This window comes from Streptomyces azureus (assembly GCF_001270025.1).
Taxonomy (GTDB): domain Bacteria; phylum Actinomycetota; class Actinomycetes; order Streptomycetales; family Streptomycetaceae; genus Streptomyces; species Streptomyces azureus.
On record NZ_DF968243.1, the window covers coordinates 93,812 to 109,518 of the forward strand.

Consider the following 15,707-nt stretch of genomic DNA (forward strand, 5'->3'; position numbering starts at 1 on the left):
CAGCTGTGGACAACCCGTGCGGGAACCGCCAGGGAGCAGACAGGGGCAGTCGAACTCCTGCCGACTCCTACGCCCCCGACGAAAATCCGACGAAAACCCGACGAAAGACGACTCCTACGCCCCCGACGAGACCTGCGCCGGCACAGCCTCCTCCTGAACCTCCACCGGCCCCCGCCTCTCCACCTGCACCTGCACCTGCACCTGCGCCAGCACCCACTCCACCCGCTCCACCGAGATGTCGAGCCGGGCCAGCACCGCGGGGACGGCGATGCTCGGCAGGAAGTGTTCGAACATCACGACGACGCGGCGCTCCAGATCCTGCCGCTGGCACCGCAACTGGGACAGCAGCTGCACCCCCGAGAAGCTGCCGACCAGCAACTCCGCCGTCTCCGCCACGTCGACATGCGGCAGCAGTTCGCCCTGCGCCTTCGCCTCCGCCAGCCGCTGTACGTTCTGGTCGAACCACATACGGAAGGCCGGCGTACGGTCGAGTTCCATGGCCCCCTGGTCGAGGGCGAGCCCCACACTGGCGCGAACCAGCGGTTCGGAGCGCAGTCTGCGGGCCAGCACCAGCCCGGAGTCGACGAGTTCCTGGAGTTTGCTGGACTGCGGCGGGAGCGTGATCGCGAGCTGCTCCTCGAACACCCCCACCGCCAGCTCCTCCTTGGAACCGAAGTGGAAGTACAGCGCGCCCTTGGTGACACCCGCCCGGTCCAGGATCTCCCCGATGGTCGCCGAGGTGTAGCCCCGTTCGTCGAAGACGGCCGCGGCCGCTTCAAGGATGGTCCGCCGGGTGCGGATCGCGCGCTCCTGTCGCGCCATCGGGTGCCTCCTGATCTCCGTCGATTCCTGTGAAATCGCTGTGCGGCGGGGGCGCGGGAGCCCGTCCCAGCGGTTTGGCTCACCCTTTGAAAAAGACCGGCTCGTCCGTATCTTAGTCAAACGCCGACCTCAGCCAGGCTGCCGATCGTGGGGGTTCTCATGCCGCACTCAGAACCTTTAAGCGCGCCCACGGACGATCAGACCGGACAGGTGGGCCGTCCGGCAAACAGATCCACTGCGGCCGTCGAGAACGCGCCACACGCCGCAGTCGTCGATCCCGCCGATCCCCTCGAGCCCGCCGAAGCCACCGAACCCACCTCGGTCACCAAGGAACTCGCCCACCGCACCAACGAAGCAGATGTCTTTCCCACCCAGTGGCGCCGTATCTCCGAAGCCCGCTTCCGCTTCACCGCTCACTGGCCGGCCGCCCATCCCTTCTTCGGCCCCGTGGACGACCACCATCAGGATCCGATGATCGTGGGCGAAACGTTGCGGCAGGCCTCGATGGTGCTCGCGCACGCCGAGTTCGGAGCCCCCGCCGACACCCACTTCGTCATGTGGGACCTGACGGTCCACACCGACCCGTCCGCGCTCCTGCTGTCGGCCGCCGCCGAGCCGGTCGACGTCGACGTCGTGTGCTCCGAGCTGCGCCGTCGCGGTCGCGGCCTGCACAGCATGCGGACCACCATGGAGTTCCGCCGTGCGGGACGCTTCCTCGCCCGCGGCACCGGCAGCACCGGCTGCACCTCGCCGCTCGCCTACCGCCGTCTGCGGCAGAAGCAGCTGGCCGCACTGGGCACCCCGGTGCCGCTGCTGCCGGGCATACCCCCGGCGCTCGCCGGCCGCTCCCGCGCCGAGGACGTCGTCCTCGCCCCCGCCGACCGCCCCGGCGTCTGGCGGCTGCGCGTGGACACCGGCCACCCGGTGCTCTTCCCGCGGCCCAACGACCACGTGCCCGGCATGGTCCTGTTCGAGGCGGCCCGGCAGGCAGCGGCCGCCGCGTCCGGCCGGCACCCCTTCCTGCCCCGCTCGATGACGGCGACCTTCGCCCGGTACGCCGAGCTGCACAGCCCGTGCTGGATCGAGACGGAGGTGCTCGACGAGAAGGATCCGGGAGATCCGGGAGAGACGACCGTACGGGTGTCCGGGCGGCAGGACGGCGAGTCCGTCTTCAGCGCCACGCTGACCTGCGCGCAGCCGGCCCGGGTACGGTCGCTGTCGTGACGGTCGATTTTCTGATCACGGGCGGGAGCGGCTTCGCCGGGAGCAGGGTCGCGGCCGCCGCACACCGGCAACCCGGCGTCCGCGTAAGGCACTTGTCGCGCCGTACCCGACCGGAATCCGACCCCGGCGAGTTCGTCCACGGCGACCTCGGCGACCCGCCCTCCCTGCGCGGCACCTGTGCGGGCGCCGATGTCCTGGTGCACTGCGCCACGCGGGTCGACGGCGACGCCGAGACCGTCGAGGCCGTCAACGACCTGGGCACGCGAGCCCTGGTGGAGGAGGCCGTGCGCGCCGGGGTGCGCCGGATCGTGTACGTGAGCACGGCCGCCGTGTACGGCCGGGGCCCCTTCCGCGGAGTGCGCCCCGGGGAAGTGCCGATCGCCCCCGCGTCGGCCACCAGCCGCACCCGGGCCGCCGCCGAACGGCACGTCCTCGACGCGGGCGGCCTGGTGCTGCGCCCGCACCTGGTGTACGGCGAGGGCGACCGGTGGGTCGTCCCCGGACTGGTTTGGCTGCTGGGCGAGTTGTCGGCGACCCTGACCGGATGCGAGGCGCTCCAGTCGATGATCGACGTGGACACCCTGGGCCGTGCGGTGGTGGCCGCGGCCCTGTCCCCGGCGCACGAGGGCGGTGTGCACCACGTCAACCACCCCGAGCCCGTGGGGGCCTCTGAGCTGCTCCGGGCGGCGGGCACCCTGCTGGAGGAGCCCGGCGGCGGTGCGGCGGTGGACGTCGCCACCGCCCTGGACCGGGCCGCCGGGAAGCCGCTCGCCCTCCATCACCTCGGCATGCTCACGGTCGACCACTGGTTCGTTGACGACGCCTTCTGGAAGGACCTCGACTGCTCCCCCGGCGAGGGGTTCGCGGCCGGATTCAGGCGCGCGGCACCCTGGTACCGCTCGTTCCTCCAGGGCCGGAAAGCCTCCTGATCGCCTCCGCCTCCTCCGCACGCGGACCCGGTGCCGACCCGCGGTCCCGGCCGTGCAGCAGCACGGGCAACTCCTGGTGCCCCGTGGAGATGATGGAGCGCAGCCGCTTCGGAGGCCGGGACGGATCGGCCAGGGCCAGCCGCGGGAAACGGTCGAACAACGACGTCAGAGCCACCGTCGCCTCGGCCATGGCCAAGGGCCGGCCCAGGCAGTGGTGCACGCCGTGGCCGAAGGAGATGTGGTCGCGGCTGGTGGACCGGGTGACGTCGAACCGTTCGGCGTCCGGGCCGTGCCGCTCGGGGTCGCGTCCGGCACCGGCGAAGGAGACCACGACGGGATCACCCTTCGGGATCTTCAGGCCTGGCTCGATCTCGATGTCCTCGACGGCGTAGCGCAGACCCGACATGGCACCGGGCGCCTCGAAGCGCAGCGACTCCTCGATTGCGTCCTCCCAGGTCACCTGCCCGGAGCAGACGAGTTCGAGCTGGTCGGGGTGGGCGAGCAGGCTGTGCACCGTGTTGTCGATGAGGTTGACGGTCGTCTCGAACCCCGCGGTGAGCAGCAGGATCAGGTTGTCCATCAACTCCTGTTCGCTGAGGCTGCCTTCGTCGTGCGCGGCCATGAGGGCCGTCGTCAGGTCGTCGGCCGGGTGCTCGCGCTTGTACTGGAGGAACGCGGTCAGCGTGCCGTACAGCTCGACCCCGTTGGCCTGGGCGTCCTCCAGGGAGATCGCCGTGTCGAAGAAGCGGTTGATGATGCGGTAGAGGGACGCCCGCGGGCCGTCCTCACCGGGCGGTACGCCGAAGAGTTCGCACACCACCTCGTGCGGTACCGGCGCCGCGAACGCCGCCCGCAGGTCGACGACTTCACCCTCGGGGATCCGCTCCAGGTCGTCCAGGGCCCGGTCGACGATCTCCTGGACGCGCGGGAGCAACGCGTCGACGCGGCGCTTGGTGAAGGCGGCGGACATCGGCTTGCGCAGCCGGCTGTGGTCGGTGCCGTAGGCCGTGACCATGTTGCGCACCGACACCCAGATCGCGAGCGGCCAGGTGCGGGAGATGTCCCCGTTGATCCAGGCCGGCCAGTGCTGGAAGGCGTCCTTGCTCGTCTCGGGTCCGGCCAGGAGCCGCTTGTTCAGCTCCAGGCCGTTGATCCACCATGCCCGTACGCCGCCCGGGAGTTCGACCTCCACGGCGGGTGCCTGGGCCCGGATCCGGGCTATCTCGTCGTAGAGGTCCTGGCCGGACGGGTCGACCGCCAGGAAGGGGCAGGCCTGCTGTGCCATGACTCATCGCTCCTTGGTCCAGAGGCTGGGGAACCATCGTGCGATTGAAGTGACGAAAAAACTTGGCAACCGGTTTGTTTGGGCCACCACTTCAACCACTGTCGGCCATGGGAAGGCCGACCGGAAGCCGACCGACAGCCGACCGGGACGCCCCGCTATCGCAGCGCGAGCCCCGCCCGGCCCGGCTCCTCCAACGCCCCGTCCGCCTCCCTGCCGACGTCCGGCTCCCTGCCGACGTCCGGCTCCCTGCCGACGTCCGGCTCCCCGTGGTCCGGCTCGGTCCCGGCCGGGTCCAGCGCGCCGGCCAGGTGCGGCGCGACCACGCACGGCAGAAGCAGGTGCCACAGGTCGGTCAGGGAGAACCGGGCGAGCCAGCCGGGGTCCTCCCGGGCAGCACCTCGATGCCGGTCGTGGCGGCGAGGACGACCGCGCTGGAGCGGTGCGGCGGGCATCCGGCGGCGAGTTCCCCCTTGCGCTCCGCCTCGGCCAGCGGCTCGTGCACGCACTCCCACCACTCCCGGCGCAGGTCACGCGCCCGCCCGGCGACCGCCTCGGCCTTGAGCCGCAGCCCCGCGCGCACCACGACGTCGGCGCACAGCAGCCGGGCGACGTGGTGCGTGACGTCCACGAGGCGCTGGAGGGCGCACCCGTCGCCGCCGCGGCCCCCGGCCCGCGACCTGGCGCAGGGCACGGGGCGGCCGCGTGCTCGACGGCCTCGGACACGGCGGCCTTGTTCGCGAAGTGGAAGTGCAGCGCGCCGGAGCTGACGCCGGCTCCCGCGCTGATCTCCGACAGACCGTCCCGGACGCAACCCCGTGCCTCGAACTGCTCGGCCGCCGACCGGATCAGCGCAAGACGGGTCCGGACGGCCCGGTCCTGTTTGGTCACCCCTGGCTCCCCTGGAGGGCTCTGATGGCGACGCAATGAAACCAACTCATTGGTTTCCCCCAACGCACGGACGAGCCGAAGGCCTCGGCTCCGGCCGGGCCGCCCGCCAGGCCCGCCCCCTTAGGCTCGCAGATACGCCAGCACGGCCAGCACCCGGCGATGGGTCTCGTCCGCCGGCGGCAGGTCCAGCTTGGTGAGGATGCCGGAGATGTGCTTGCCGACGGCCGCCTCGGAGACGACCAGTTCGCGGGCGATCGCGCCGTTGGACCTGCCCTCCGCGATCAGCGCCAGCACCTCCCGCTCACGCGGGGTGAGGCGCTCCAGCGGGTCACGGCGGCGGCGCAGTAACTGCCGTACGACCTCCGGGTCGACGACCGTGCCGCCGTCGGCCACCTCGCCGAGCGCCTCGACGAACTCCTCGACCTGGCCGACACGGTCCTTGAGCAGATAGCCCACGCCCGTGCCGTCGCCGGAGTCCAGCAGCTCGGCGGCGTAGCGGCGCTGCACGTACTGGCTGAGGACCAGGACGGGAAGCGTGGGCCGCTCCCCGCGCAGCCGCACGGCCGCGTGCAGGCCCTCGTCCTGGAACCCGGGCGGCATCCGCACGTCCGTCACGACCACGTCGGGGGTGTGCTCCTCGACGGCCGTGATCAGTGCCTCGGCATCTCCCACGGCCGCGACGACCTCGTGTCCGCAGCGTTCGAGCAACCCGACGAGCCCGTCCCGCAGCAGCACGCTGTCCTCGGCCAGGACCACCCGCAGCGGTCGCTCAACTCGCAGGGGCACAAGGGATCTCCACACGCAGCAGGGTCGGTCCGCCGAGCGGACTGGACAGGGAGAGTCTGCCATCGAGCACCGACACCCGGTCGGCGAGTCCGGTCAGTCCGCTGCCCTGCCCGGCCCGCGCACCGCCGCACCCGTCGTCGCGGATCCGAAGGACCAGCCGGCCGTCGCTCAGCCCCCCGCTCACCTCCGCCCGGCTCGCCCCGCTGTGCCTGCCCACGTTGGCGAGCGCCTCGCACACCACGAAGTACGCGGCAGCCTCGACGGCTTGGGAGAGCCGTCCGGGCAGCTCCAGATCGACGTCCACGGGCACGGCCGAGCGGTCGGCGGCGTCGGCGACGGCGGCTTCGAGGCCGTAGTCGGCGAGGACCTTGGGGTGGATGCCGTGGATGAGCTCGCGCAGTTCCGCGAGGGCCGTGCCCGCCTCCTCATGGGCCTTGGCGAGCTGGTCGGCCAGCGGACCCGGCGGGGCGTCCAGCCGGGCCAGGCCCAGCGTCATCGTCAGTGCGACGAGCCGCTGCTGCGCCCCGTCGTGCAGATCGCGCTCGATCCGCCGCCGTTCCGCCTCGAAGGCGTCCACCAACCGCACCCGGGAGCGCGCCAGTTCGACCACCCTGGCCCCCAGGTCGGCCTCGCGCGGGGCGATCAGCAGCCGCGCCAGCCCGGCCCGCGCACCGGCCGCGACGCCCAGCAGGTAGGCGCCCAGGGCCAGCAGGCCCAGCCCGCAGGCGGCGAATCCGAAGGCCGCCGGCCAGCCGGTGACGGTCCACAGCTTGAGGACCTTCGCCTCCTGCCCGTCGCCGACGGTGGCCATCAGCAGCGGCGTGAGCGCCACGGACAGCGGGCAGAGCAGGGCGACGGACAGCGCGAGGGCGTCGACCGGCCACAACACCCCCGCGAACAACAGGGCGTGGCCGAGCTCGCGCCAGGTGGCCCTCTCCCGCAGCCGGGTCGTCAGCCACGCCCGCAGGCCCGGCTCGCCGGGCGTCCCGTGCTGCGCGGGCGCCGGGTCCGGGTCGACGAGCCGCAGCCTGTGCCGCTCCACCGCGGCGACCGGGATGCCCGCCAGGACCGTGCACAGGAGCAGCGGCAGCCCCACCAGGACGAGCGCCAGCACACCCCCGACCACGACCGAGGCCACGATCCCCACGAACACGACGACGCCGGTCACCACACCGGTGAGCAGGTACACGGCGGAGCGCCACGGCCACGCCGACATCAGGTAGCCGGGGCGGGCCATGGCCTGCCACACGTTCGGAGGCTGCATGGGGATCACCGTAGAAGCCCGCCGGGGCCCCGGCCATGGGCTCAGGCGGAGGCCCAGGGGTAGGCCTGGCCCTACCCCAGGTCTACGCCCTGCCGCACTGCGCCGACCCGCCTCCGCGCGATTGCGTGGAGGCCAACGGCCAATCGACATGAGGCGGGGATTTTCGGTGGAACCCGACGGTCGATCGACACGAGGCAGGGAACCCATGACAGACGACACACACGACGCCATCCGGCTGGACTCCGTCACCAGGGCATACGGCTCCGTGACCGCACTCGACGACGTCACCCTGGCGTTCCCCGCCGGGACCTTCACCGCCGTCATGGGCCCCTCCGGCTCCGGCAAGTCGACCCTGCTCCAGTGCGCCGCCGGCCTGGACCGGCCCACCTCCGGCTCGGTCACCGTCGCCGGCACGGAACTGACCGGGCTGAGCGAGCGGCGGCTGACCCTGCTGCGCCGCGAGCGCGTCGGGTTCGTCTTCCAGGCGTTCAACCTGCTGCCCGCGCTGACCGCCGAGCAGAACGTCGTCCTGCCCCTGCGCCTGGCCGGCCGGCGCGTCCCGAAGGCCCGGGTGCGCCAGGCGCTCCAGCAGGTCGGCCTCGCCGAACGGGCCCGGCACAGACCTGGGCAGATGTCCGGCGGCCAGCAGCAACGCGTCGCCCTGGCCCGCGCGTTGATCACCCGGCCGGACGTTCTGTTCGCCGACGAACCGACCGGCGCCCTGGACACGCGGACCGGCCGCGAGGTGCTCGGGCTGCTGCGCGGCATGGTCGACCGCGAGGACCAGACGGTCGTCATGGTCACGCACGACCCGGTGGCCGCCGCCCACGCCGACCGCGTGCTCTTCCTCGTCGACGGGCGCTTCCACGGGGAGTTGACCGCTCCGGGCGCCGACGCCGTCGCCGCGCGCATGACCCGCCTGGAGGCCGTGCCGTGCTGAGCGTCGCCCTGCGCACCCTGCGCGCCCGCTGGGCCACCTTCACCGGCAGCTTCGTCGCGCTCTGTCTGGGCGTGGCACTGCTGACCGTGACGGGCCTGGCCCTGGCCTCGTCGGCCACCGCCCCGCAGCGGGCCCCCGAGCGCTTCGCTGCGGCATCGGTCGTCGTCAAGGGCCAGGACACGCTGCGCGTACCGACCCCGACCGGCGACCGCGAGTCCCGGCTCGCCCACCCGCGACCGGTCCCCGCCGCGACCGTCGCGAAGTTGCGGAAGCTGGGCCCGGTCGTGGCCGACAGATCCTTCGCCGTCCGCGCCGCGGACGCCCCCGCGGACCTTGTCGGCCACCCCTGGTCCACCGCCGCGTTCGCCCCCTACGACCTCGCCACCGGACGGGCCCCCCGCACCGCCGACGAGGTCGCCGTCACCGGCGACTGGACACGCCCGGGCCGACAGCTCCACACCGACCGGGGCCCGGTGCGCGTCGTCGGCACGCTCACCTCACGCGGCTTCGAGAACGCCGTGTTCTTCACCGACGCCCGCGCCGCCCGACTGTCCCCCTCGGTCACGCAGGTGGCCGTCGACGCCGATCCGGCAGCCGTAGGGGAGGCGGTGGGCGACAGCGCACAGGTCCTCACCGGGAATGCCCGCCGCCTCGCCGACGCCGACCCCGGCCGGGACGGTGAGGCGCTGACGGCGATGAACTCCCTGTTCGGCACGGCCGGCGGCGTCACCGCCTTCGTGTCGGTCTTCGTCGTGGCGTCCACCTTCGCCTTCGCGGTCGCCCAGCGGCGCCGGGAGTTCGCCCTGCTGCGCACCGCCGGCGCCACCCCGGGCCAGATCCGCCGGAGCGTCCTCACCGAGGCCCTCGCCGTCGGCGCCCTCGCCTCGGCCACCGGCTGCGCCCTCGGCTCCCACGGAGCGCCCCGCCTCGCGGCCTGGGTCGTCGACAACGGCCTCGCCCCGGCCTGGTTCACCATCGGCGACCACACCTGGCCCTACCACGCAGCCTTCTGGACCGGCCTGCTCGTCGCGCTGTGCGGAGCGACCGCCGCGTCCTGGCGGGCCGGCCGCACCGGCCCCACCGAGGCGCTGCGCGAGGCCTCGGCGGAGAGCGGGACCATCACCCGGGGCCGCCTGCTGTACGGCACGGCCCTGCTGCTGACCGCCGCGGTGACACTGGGCCTGTCCCTCGCCGGCGACCCTGCCGGCCTGCTGCACCGCAAGTCCTACATCAGCCGCCCGATGCTGCTGATCACCGCGGCCGCCCTGCTCTCCCCGCTCGTGCTGCGCCCCCTGACCCGGTTGCTGACGTGGCTGCCGGGCCCCTGCGCCCTGCTGGTCCGCGAGAACGCCGCGGCCGGGATGCGCCGCACCGCCGCGCTCGCGGCCCCCGTCCTGGTCACCGTCGCCCTCGCGGGTTCCCTGCTCGGCGCCACCGCGACCCTGAACCGGGCGAAGACCGCCGAGACGAGCGAGCGCACCACCGCCGCCTTCGTCGTGACCCCGCCGGCCGGCACCGGCTTCGACGCCGCCGCCCTGCGCAGACTGCATGCCGTCCCGGGCACCGAGATGTCACCGACGTCCTCGACGGCTGTCCACGTCCTGGAGGACGACGTGGCCCTCGTCCGCTCCGAGGCCCGCGCCGCCACCCCCGGCCCCCTCGCGGCCACCACCCGCCTCCCCCTGGCCGCCGGCGCGGTGAGCGACCTCGACGACGACTCGATCATCGTCAACGAGGAGTGGCAGCGGCACCGGGTGGGCGACCGGGTCCGCGTCTGGCTCGGCGACGGAACGCCGCGGACCCTGCGGATCGCCGCGGTGATGACCGCCGGCACCGGCGACAACGGCGTCTACGTCACCCCGCGCAACGCCCCGGGCGCCACGGCCGACCGGATCGACGTGGCCCTGACCGGCGGCGCGGACCCGAAAACCGTCGCCACCGCCCTGCGCGAGGCGCTCGGCACCGGGAACGGACAGGTCCTCACCCGCGAGGCGTGGATCCGGGCCACCCACCCCGAGACCCACCGCACCACCCGCCTCGGCCTCCTGCTGGTCCTCGGCATCGCCCTCCTCTACACGGGCATCTCCGTGGCCAACACCATGGTCATGGCGACGTCCGACCGGGCCCGCGACCTGGCCGTGCTGCGGCTGGCCGGAGCCACCCGCCGGCAGGTGCTGCGGCTGACCGGCGCCGAGGCCCTGACGGTCGTGGCGGCCGGCGCCCTCCTCGGCCTCCTGGTCGCCGCCGTCAACCTGGCCGGCATGGCGAGCGCCCTCGCCCTGCTGTCGGCCCCGGCCACGATCGAGCTCCCCTGGCAGGCCCTCGGCACGACCACAGCCGTCTGCGCCCTCCTCGCCACAGCCTCCGCACTCGCCCCGGCCGCCCTCGCCCTGCGCCGCCGCCCGGCGGAACTGGCGGGCGTACGGGAGTGACAGGTACAGGGGCGCCCCGGGGCCGGGTCCATCTCATGACGAAACCGATAACCTGGCAGCCGTGAAACGGACCTCGTTCGACAGCTGGCCCTGCTCCATCGCCCGCACCGCCGACATCCTGGGCGACGCCTGGAGCCTGCTGGTGTTGCGCGAGGTCTTCTACGGCGAATCCCGCTTCGACGGCTTCATCGGCTCGCTCGGCATCGCCCGCAACACCCTCACCGACCGGCTGCGGCGCCTGGAGGCCGAGGGCCTGCTGCGGCGGCAGGCCTACCAGAGCGACCCGGTCCGCCACGAGTACCTCTGACGGACAAGGGCCGCGACTTCTTCGGCGTACTCGCCGCGATCAGCGCCTGGGGCGACCGCTGGCTGGCCGGCGACGAGGGCGCCCCGGTGGTCCTGCATCACACGCCCTGCGACCACGACACCGAGGCCCGGGTCGTCTGCTCCTCCTGCGGCGAGCAACTGCGCCACCAGGACATGACCGCCCGCACCGGCCCCGGCTACCCGGCCCGCCTCCTCGACGACCCCGCCGTACGGCAACGCTTCACCGCCGGCCGGCCGCTGGGGGTCGCCCGAGCCGACCAGGCCTGAGAGCTTCCTCAATGAAGCTCTTCGAAGGGACGTCGCCCTCGGCGCGAGCTGTCGCGCCGCTCGGCGGGCGACGCACGGGCCCGGTTGTTCCTCGGCTCGTTCGCAGCCCGGGTGCCGGTTGGAGGCCTCCCGCAGGCGGTGGCCTCCCAGGTACTCCTGGCGATCAGAGGCGGCTGGCCATCCCCGGAATGCCCGTGGGTGTCGGGAGCGGCAGCCGGTTGGGGACGTTGCGTTCGTCTGCGGCCGGAGCGGCCTTGCAGGTCATGTCCTTCATGGGGAGCTTGCCGGTGGTCAGGTAGGTGGTGGCCGTCTTGTCTGCGCACGACTTGGTGCCGTAGATGCCGTGTCCCACACCTCCGGCGACCGTGACCATCTTGGAGCCCTTCATGGCGCGGCGCAGGCCCTGGCCGCTGGTCAGCGGCGTCTGGGAATCCCACTCGTTCTGGAGGATCAGCGCACGCGCCTTGTTACCGATCCTGGTGGCGAGCTCGCTGCCGTTCTTCTTCCAGAAGGCGCACGGCTTGATGTGCGAGGCGAATTCGCCGTACAGCGGGTACCTGGCCTTGTCCCGGATCGCGTCCTTGCGGTACCGCTCGGGATCGCGCGGCCAAGCGCGGGTGTCGGCGCAGACGACGGCCCAGAAGCCGGCGTCGCCGTTGTCCTCCGGCACGGTCCGGCCGAAGGACGGCGGAAGGGGCTCGGGCGTCCTGACCTCCCGGTCGGCGGACGGGCGAGCCCCGGCGGCGGCCTTCTTCAACTCGGCGACCGCTTCGGCGGCGTCGCGCGCGCCGAAGAACGTGCCCCGAAGGCCGTGGCGGATGTCATCGCCGGTCAGCAGCGTGCCGTCGAGGTCGATCGGCTTGCGGTCGGCCTGAGCGACCAGGCCGTAGAAGGTCTTGCGGACCGCCTCGGGAGTCCGGCCCAGCTTGTAGGTGGCATGCCGCGCGGCGGTCCACTCGGTCCATCGGGTGAAGGCGGGCTCGGCGCCCTCCGCCCAGACCTGGATCATCCCGCGCCAGACCCGGGCCGGGTCGACGGCGCTGTCCAGCACGAAGCGGTCGGTGCGCTTGGGGAACATCTGCGTGTAGACGGCGCCGAGGTAGGTGCCGTAGGAGTATCCGAGGTAGGAGATCTTCTTCTCGCCGAGCACGGCGCGGATGACGTCCATATCCCGGGCGGTGTTGCGGGTGGTGATGTGGGGCAGCTTGTCGCCCTGCCTTTTGTCGCATTTCTCGGCGACGGCCCGTGCCCACTTCACGTCCTTGGTGAACGTCTCGGCCTTGTAAGGCCGTTCCCAGTTCCGCTCCTCGGACGTCAGGCCACAGCCGACGGGGGAACTCCGGCCGATGCCCCGCGGGTCGAAGCCGACGAGGTCGTACTTGTCCTTCACGGACTTCGGCAGCTCGTCGGCCATGTACTGCGGCATGTCGACGCCCGGCCCGCCCGGGCCACCCGGGTTGAGCAGAAGCACACCGCGCCGTTCCTTTTTGGTGCTCGTCTTCATCCTGGATATCGCGAGGTCGAGTTTCTTGGCGCCCGGTCTGCCGTAGTCGAGCGGCACTTTGATCGTGGCGCACTGAAGGGAGGCGGGCAGCTCCGTGCCGCAGCGGTGCCAGGCCGGTTTCTGCTGGAGGTAGGGGCGAAGGGGGTTCTCCGCGGCGGATGCCGTGGCGGGGGTCAGCGCGGGGACCAGCGTGGTGACGGCGCTGACCGCCAGGAAGAGGGGTATTCGACTGTTGCGCACGTGCGTTGGGTCCTTGGGTCGATGCGTACGGGACGCACCCACCCTGCCGCGCGCGGAATGCGGATTGATCCCTCCACGGGGCAGTGTTTCTCCCACCTTGGACGTACGGGGAGTTGGGGCGGATAGTGCTGGAGTCGGACAACCGCGACTGGCTCTGTGCCGTCTACCTCAAGTTGGCGTGCTGAAATGAAGTTGAGTCGTGCACGATTCCAAGTGATCCGCGTTTCAAGGAAGTTATTCGTCTCCTTGCGGTGCCAGATGTGATTCCACCGGCGTCTTCGACAAGAGGCCTGATCCAAGCGGGACGTTCCGGTCGGAAGTCGTGATCCTTTTCACGCGTCCTCTCTTATGTCGGACGGAACAGCCCGCCACCAGTGCCGCCCTGCTCGCCACTGCGGCTCCCAGCGCCACCGACGCCTCGACAGCCGGGGAACGGCTCGCGCCGTGACTGCCTCAGCCGCGACGCAGGCTCCTGAACTGCCTGCGGGGCAAAGCCAGTTCATCGACTAGGAGAATGGGACCGGAGGCACTGGCCGAGATCGAGAAGGGCATGAGCCGGTCCGGTGGCTTCGCGTCGTCTGGAAGTTCCTGCCGGGCTGAGTCAAGAGCAAGGCCGTCAACATGGATCGCCTTCGTCATCAAGTAAATCCGCTGAAGTTGTTCGACACCGCGCGAATCCTGGGGCGTCCATGGCCTACATCTTCATCTTCGGTTGCTTCCTCCTACTGGGCGTGGCCAGTTCGCTGGCCGCACGCACCGGATACCGGGGCAAGGTCTGTGACCGGTCCGACGGGTACGAGGTCCCTGCGGAGGTGAAGTCCGACCCGGGGCTGAGGAAACGGGCGAACGACCTGGTGGCCTTCTGGTGCACCGGGGCCGCGGCGCTCAGCTTCGCTCCGTTGGTGCCGATCGGCACGGTCGTCATGAGCGGCGGTGGCCGCACGGTCGACACCTGGGGACTTGTGGCCCTCGCCCTCTACGGCCTGGCCGTGGTAATCGTGGGTGCCTACCCCTTCGAGAAGATCAAGAGCCTGGGACGGTCCGCCGAACGGTGAACAGATCCGGTGCTGCTACGTCGTGCGGCCGGCCGGAGCGGACGCCCCGAGCACGGGGCCGGGGGCGGCCGGCGGACCTGACCCGTGGCGAAGACCGTGATGGTGCCCGTGTGCGCCGTCACGGTGCTCGTCCGTGCCCGTTCGCCGGCGGGGGCCGCCAGACGGTGGACCCCACGACGTCATGAGGGCGGAGCCGGTCTGTTCGCGGTTTACGCCCCACACCGGGGCCATCTCGCTCGGCACCGCTCCCGCCCCTCATGGGAACCGGTGCCGATGGCGGTCCGCCTGCCGGCGACACTCACCCTGGGACCTGCGGCGCCGCTGTTCAGCGGCACACATGGGCGGGTGAGTCCACGCTCTGACCGCGGCGGCGGACATCGACGGCCTGGCGGAGCCCGATCGGCGTCCGGCCCTGTTCACCTCCTTCGCCGCCCACCAAGAAGGGCAAGCCCAAGGCCTCTCAGGACAGGAAGAAGACGCACTCAAGAAGAAACACCTCTTCGGCTACGGCGCCCACCTCATCGTGACCCGAGACGCCGTACTCCTCGATGACGGCGCCCCCGACCTCGAAGTGCTCCCGGCTCTCGTCCTCGGCGTCACCCTCGACAAGCCCGGTCACCGCCCGGCGTACAACGGCCTGGAGGTCCTCGACCGACTCCGGGAGCGTGGATACAAACCCGTCTACGACTACCGCGCGGACCAGCTCGGCAAGCAGGCCGGCACACACGGCGCGATCCTCGCCGAGGGCGCTGGTACTGCCCGTCCATGCCAGAGCCCTGATCAGCGCCACCATCCCCCTGCACGCCGATCGCATCGACCGGAGGCGTAGGTCCGGCTGATCGCCGCTCGACGCGGCTACCGCATCATGCCGAAAGAGAACCCCCGACGCCGACGGCTGCCAGCGGATGATGTGTCCCGCCGAGCCGGGCAAGGCCCAGTGCCCCATCAAGCCGCACCCACCACCGCCCGAAGAAAGAGGCGAGGAGCTGGACCCCGACCGGCCACCTGGGTCCAAGGGCATAGATCAACCCGGACCAGCGCAGCAGCACAACGAAGACAGGCCCCACCCGTGAGATAGGTCACGCGTCGGGGCCTGCTGTGTGTCCTGACCGGTCTGTGGGATGCCCCACAGAGGCCAGGGAATGAGAAACGGGCCCCTGCGGTGACTTCCGTCACCTTCAGAGACCCGTTTCGTCGGTACCTCACGGTGCGCGAGGGGGGAGTTGAACCCCCACGCCCTTGCGGGCACTGGAACCTGAATCCAGCGCGTCTGCCTATTCCGCCACCCGCGCATTGGGTGTGTCGTGGGCTCCTGCCCCTTGGGGCCTGGCGCCTTCCGACACCCAGAACATTAGCACGCGGGGCGGGGTGGATTCACATCCCTTCTTCCGCAGGCAGACCCGCCTCCGAACCTTCGGTGCCCTGGCCACGTATCAACGCGTAACGCTTCACGTATCAACCTCGTACCGGTACCCCCTGTCTCCCCGGCAGGCGGTCGGGGTCCACAGCCGGGTGCGGGACACTGGTCGTCGGCCGCCTCTACGATCCTTGTCAGAAGTACGCGAGAGCGGTTGCGCGCCAGCCGTACCACCGGAGGAGTTCGAAGGGGAGCTCCACAGGGAACTTCGTCATGCGTCGACATCCGTCGGCCGTACTGACAGGGGGAACCAGCCGATCGAGCGGCGCGTGGATACGATCAGTAAGCAGTACCAGGCAAGCGGCCCGCAGAGCAGTACACAGGACG

The 15,707-nt window shown here is 71.6% G+C and carries 15 protein-coding genes, 1 tRNA gene and 1 pseudogene; 7 read left to right on the top strand and 10 right to left on the bottom strand.

Features of this window, described 5'->3' with window-relative positions:
- Positions 1-114: 114 nt before the first annotated feature.
- Entirely contained in the window at positions 115-822 is a 708-nt protein-coding gene (locus AOQ53_RS47355; protein WP_059417107.1) for a ScbR family autoregulator-binding transcription factor, read from the bottom strand.
- Between the two features lie 210 nt (positions 823-1,032).
- Between AOQ53_RS47355 and AOQ53_RS12550 the strand changes: the two genes are divergently transcribed.
- Together AOQ53_RS12550 and AOQ53_RS12555 are read left to right on the top strand one after the other, a co-directional pair.
- On the top strand, positions 1,033-2,046 hold the full coding sequence (locus AOQ53_RS12550; RefSeq protein WP_236711671.1) for a ScbA/BarX family gamma-butyrolactone biosynthesis protein: 1,014 nt from the start codon (positions 1,033-1,035) through the stop codon (positions 2,044-2,046).
- Positions 2,043-2,975 carry an NAD-dependent epimerase/dehydratase family protein gene (locus tag AOQ53_RS12555; protein WP_059417109.1) on the top strand — a complete coding sequence of 311 codons (933 nt, stop codon included), beginning with the start codon at positions 2,043-2,045 and terminating at the stop codon, positions 2,973-2,975. The genes AOQ53_RS12550 and AOQ53_RS12555 overlap by 4 nt, the downstream gene beginning before the upstream one ends.
- On the opposite strand, the gene AOQ53_RS12560 is transcribed toward AOQ53_RS12555, so the two are convergent.
- The 6 genes and pseudogenes from AOQ53_RS12560 to AOQ53_RS12575 all read right to left on the bottom strand — a co-directional run bounded on the left by AOQ53_RS12560 (position 2,920) and on the right by AOQ53_RS12575 (position 7,198).
- Entirely contained in the window at positions 2,920-4,260 is a 1,341-nt protein-coding gene (locus tag AOQ53_RS12560) for a cytochrome P450 family protein (RefSeq protein WP_059417110.1), read from the bottom strand. The genes AOQ53_RS12555 and AOQ53_RS12560 overlap by 56 nt on opposite strands.
- A gap of 155 nt (positions 4,261-4,415) precedes the next feature.
- The gene (locus tag AOQ53_RS46100) at positions 4,416-4,583 is read right to left on the bottom strand and encodes a hypothetical protein (RefSeq protein ID WP_236711672.1); all 168 of its coding nucleotides are present in this window, start codon (positions 4,581-4,583) and stop codon (positions 4,416-4,418) included.
- 29 nt (positions 4,584-4,612) lie between these two features.
- Positions 4,613-4,888, bottom strand: a complete 276-nt coding sequence (locus AOQ53_RS46105) for a hypothetical protein (protein ID WP_059417111.1) — start codon at positions 4,886-4,888, stop codon at positions 4,613-4,615.
- A gap of 140 nt (positions 4,889-5,028) precedes the next feature.
- A pseudogene (locus tag AOQ53_RS46110) lies at positions 5,029-5,148 on the bottom strand (ScbR family autoregulator-binding transcription factor); the annotation flags it as partial.
- 120 nt (positions 5,149-5,268) lie between these two features.
- Entirely contained in the window at positions 5,269-5,928 is a 660-nt protein-coding gene (locus AOQ53_RS12570) for a response regulator transcription factor (protein WP_174523275.1), read from the bottom strand.
- Entirely contained in the window at positions 5,918-7,198 is a 1,281-nt protein-coding gene (locus AOQ53_RS12575; RefSeq protein ID WP_408055157.1) for a sensor histidine kinase, read from the bottom strand. Before AOQ53_RS12575 ends, AOQ53_RS12570 begins: the two co-directional genes overlap by 11 nt.
- 205 nt (positions 7,199-7,403) lie before the next feature.
- On the opposite strand from AOQ53_RS12575, the gene AOQ53_RS12580 reads away from it, so the two are divergent.
- From AOQ53_RS12580 to AOQ53_RS46120, 4 genes are all read left to right on the top strand, one after another.
- Positions 7,404-8,138 (top strand): ABC transporter ATP-binding protein, encoded by a 735-nt coding sequence (locus tag AOQ53_RS12580; RefSeq protein WP_099054586.1) that lies wholly within the window; start codon positions 7,404-7,406, stop codon positions 8,136-8,138.
- The gene (locus tag AOQ53_RS12585) at positions 8,132-10,570 is read left to right on the top strand and encodes an FtsX-like permease family protein (RefSeq protein WP_059417114.1); all 2,439 of its coding nucleotides are present in this window, start codon (positions 8,132-8,134) and stop codon (positions 10,568-10,570) included. The genes AOQ53_RS12580 and AOQ53_RS12585 overlap by 7 nt, the downstream gene beginning before the upstream one ends.
- Positions 10,571-10,631: 61 nt before the next feature.
- Positions 10,632-10,877: a winged helix-turn-helix transcriptional regulator gene (locus tag AOQ53_RS46115; RefSeq protein ID WP_236711673.1), complete on the top strand. Its 246-nt coding sequence runs from the start codon at positions 10,632-10,634 to the stop codon at positions 10,875-10,877.
- 86 nt (positions 10,878-10,963) lie between these two features.
- Entirely contained in the window at positions 10,964-11,164 is a 201-nt protein-coding gene (locus AOQ53_RS46120; RefSeq protein ID WP_236711674.1) for a hypothetical protein, read from the top strand.
- 163 nt (positions 11,165-11,327) lie between these two features.
- Here AOQ53_RS46120 and AOQ53_RS12595 read toward each other — a convergent pair whose 3' ends face one another.
- Positions 11,328-12,908 carry an alpha/beta fold hydrolase gene (locus tag AOQ53_RS12595; RefSeq protein WP_059417115.1) on the bottom strand — a complete coding sequence of 527 codons (1,581 nt, stop codon included), beginning with the start codon at positions 12,906-12,908 and terminating at the stop codon, positions 11,328-11,330.
- Between the two features lie 689 nt (positions 12,909-13,597).
- On the opposite strand from AOQ53_RS12595, the gene AOQ53_RS12600 reads away from it, so the two are divergent.
- Positions 13,598-13,963, top strand: coding sequence for a hypothetical protein (locus AOQ53_RS12600; RefSeq protein WP_059417116.1), 366 nt, complete (start codon positions 13,598-13,600; stop codon positions 13,961-13,963).
- A gap of 460 nt (positions 13,964-14,423) precedes the next feature.
- On the opposite strand, the gene AOQ53_RS44600 is transcribed toward AOQ53_RS12600, so the two are convergent.
- Together AOQ53_RS44600 and AOQ53_RS12610 are read right to left on the bottom strand one after the other, a co-directional pair.
- On the bottom strand, positions 14,424-14,756 hold the full coding sequence (locus tag AOQ53_RS44600; RefSeq protein WP_167745711.1) for a hypothetical protein: 333 nt from the start codon (positions 14,754-14,756) through the stop codon (positions 14,424-14,426).
- 415 nt (positions 14,757-15,171) lie between these two features.
- A tRNA-Leu gene (locus AOQ53_RS12610) sits at positions 15,172-15,255 on the bottom strand.
- Between the last annotated feature and the right edge of the window lie 452 nt (positions 15,256-15,707).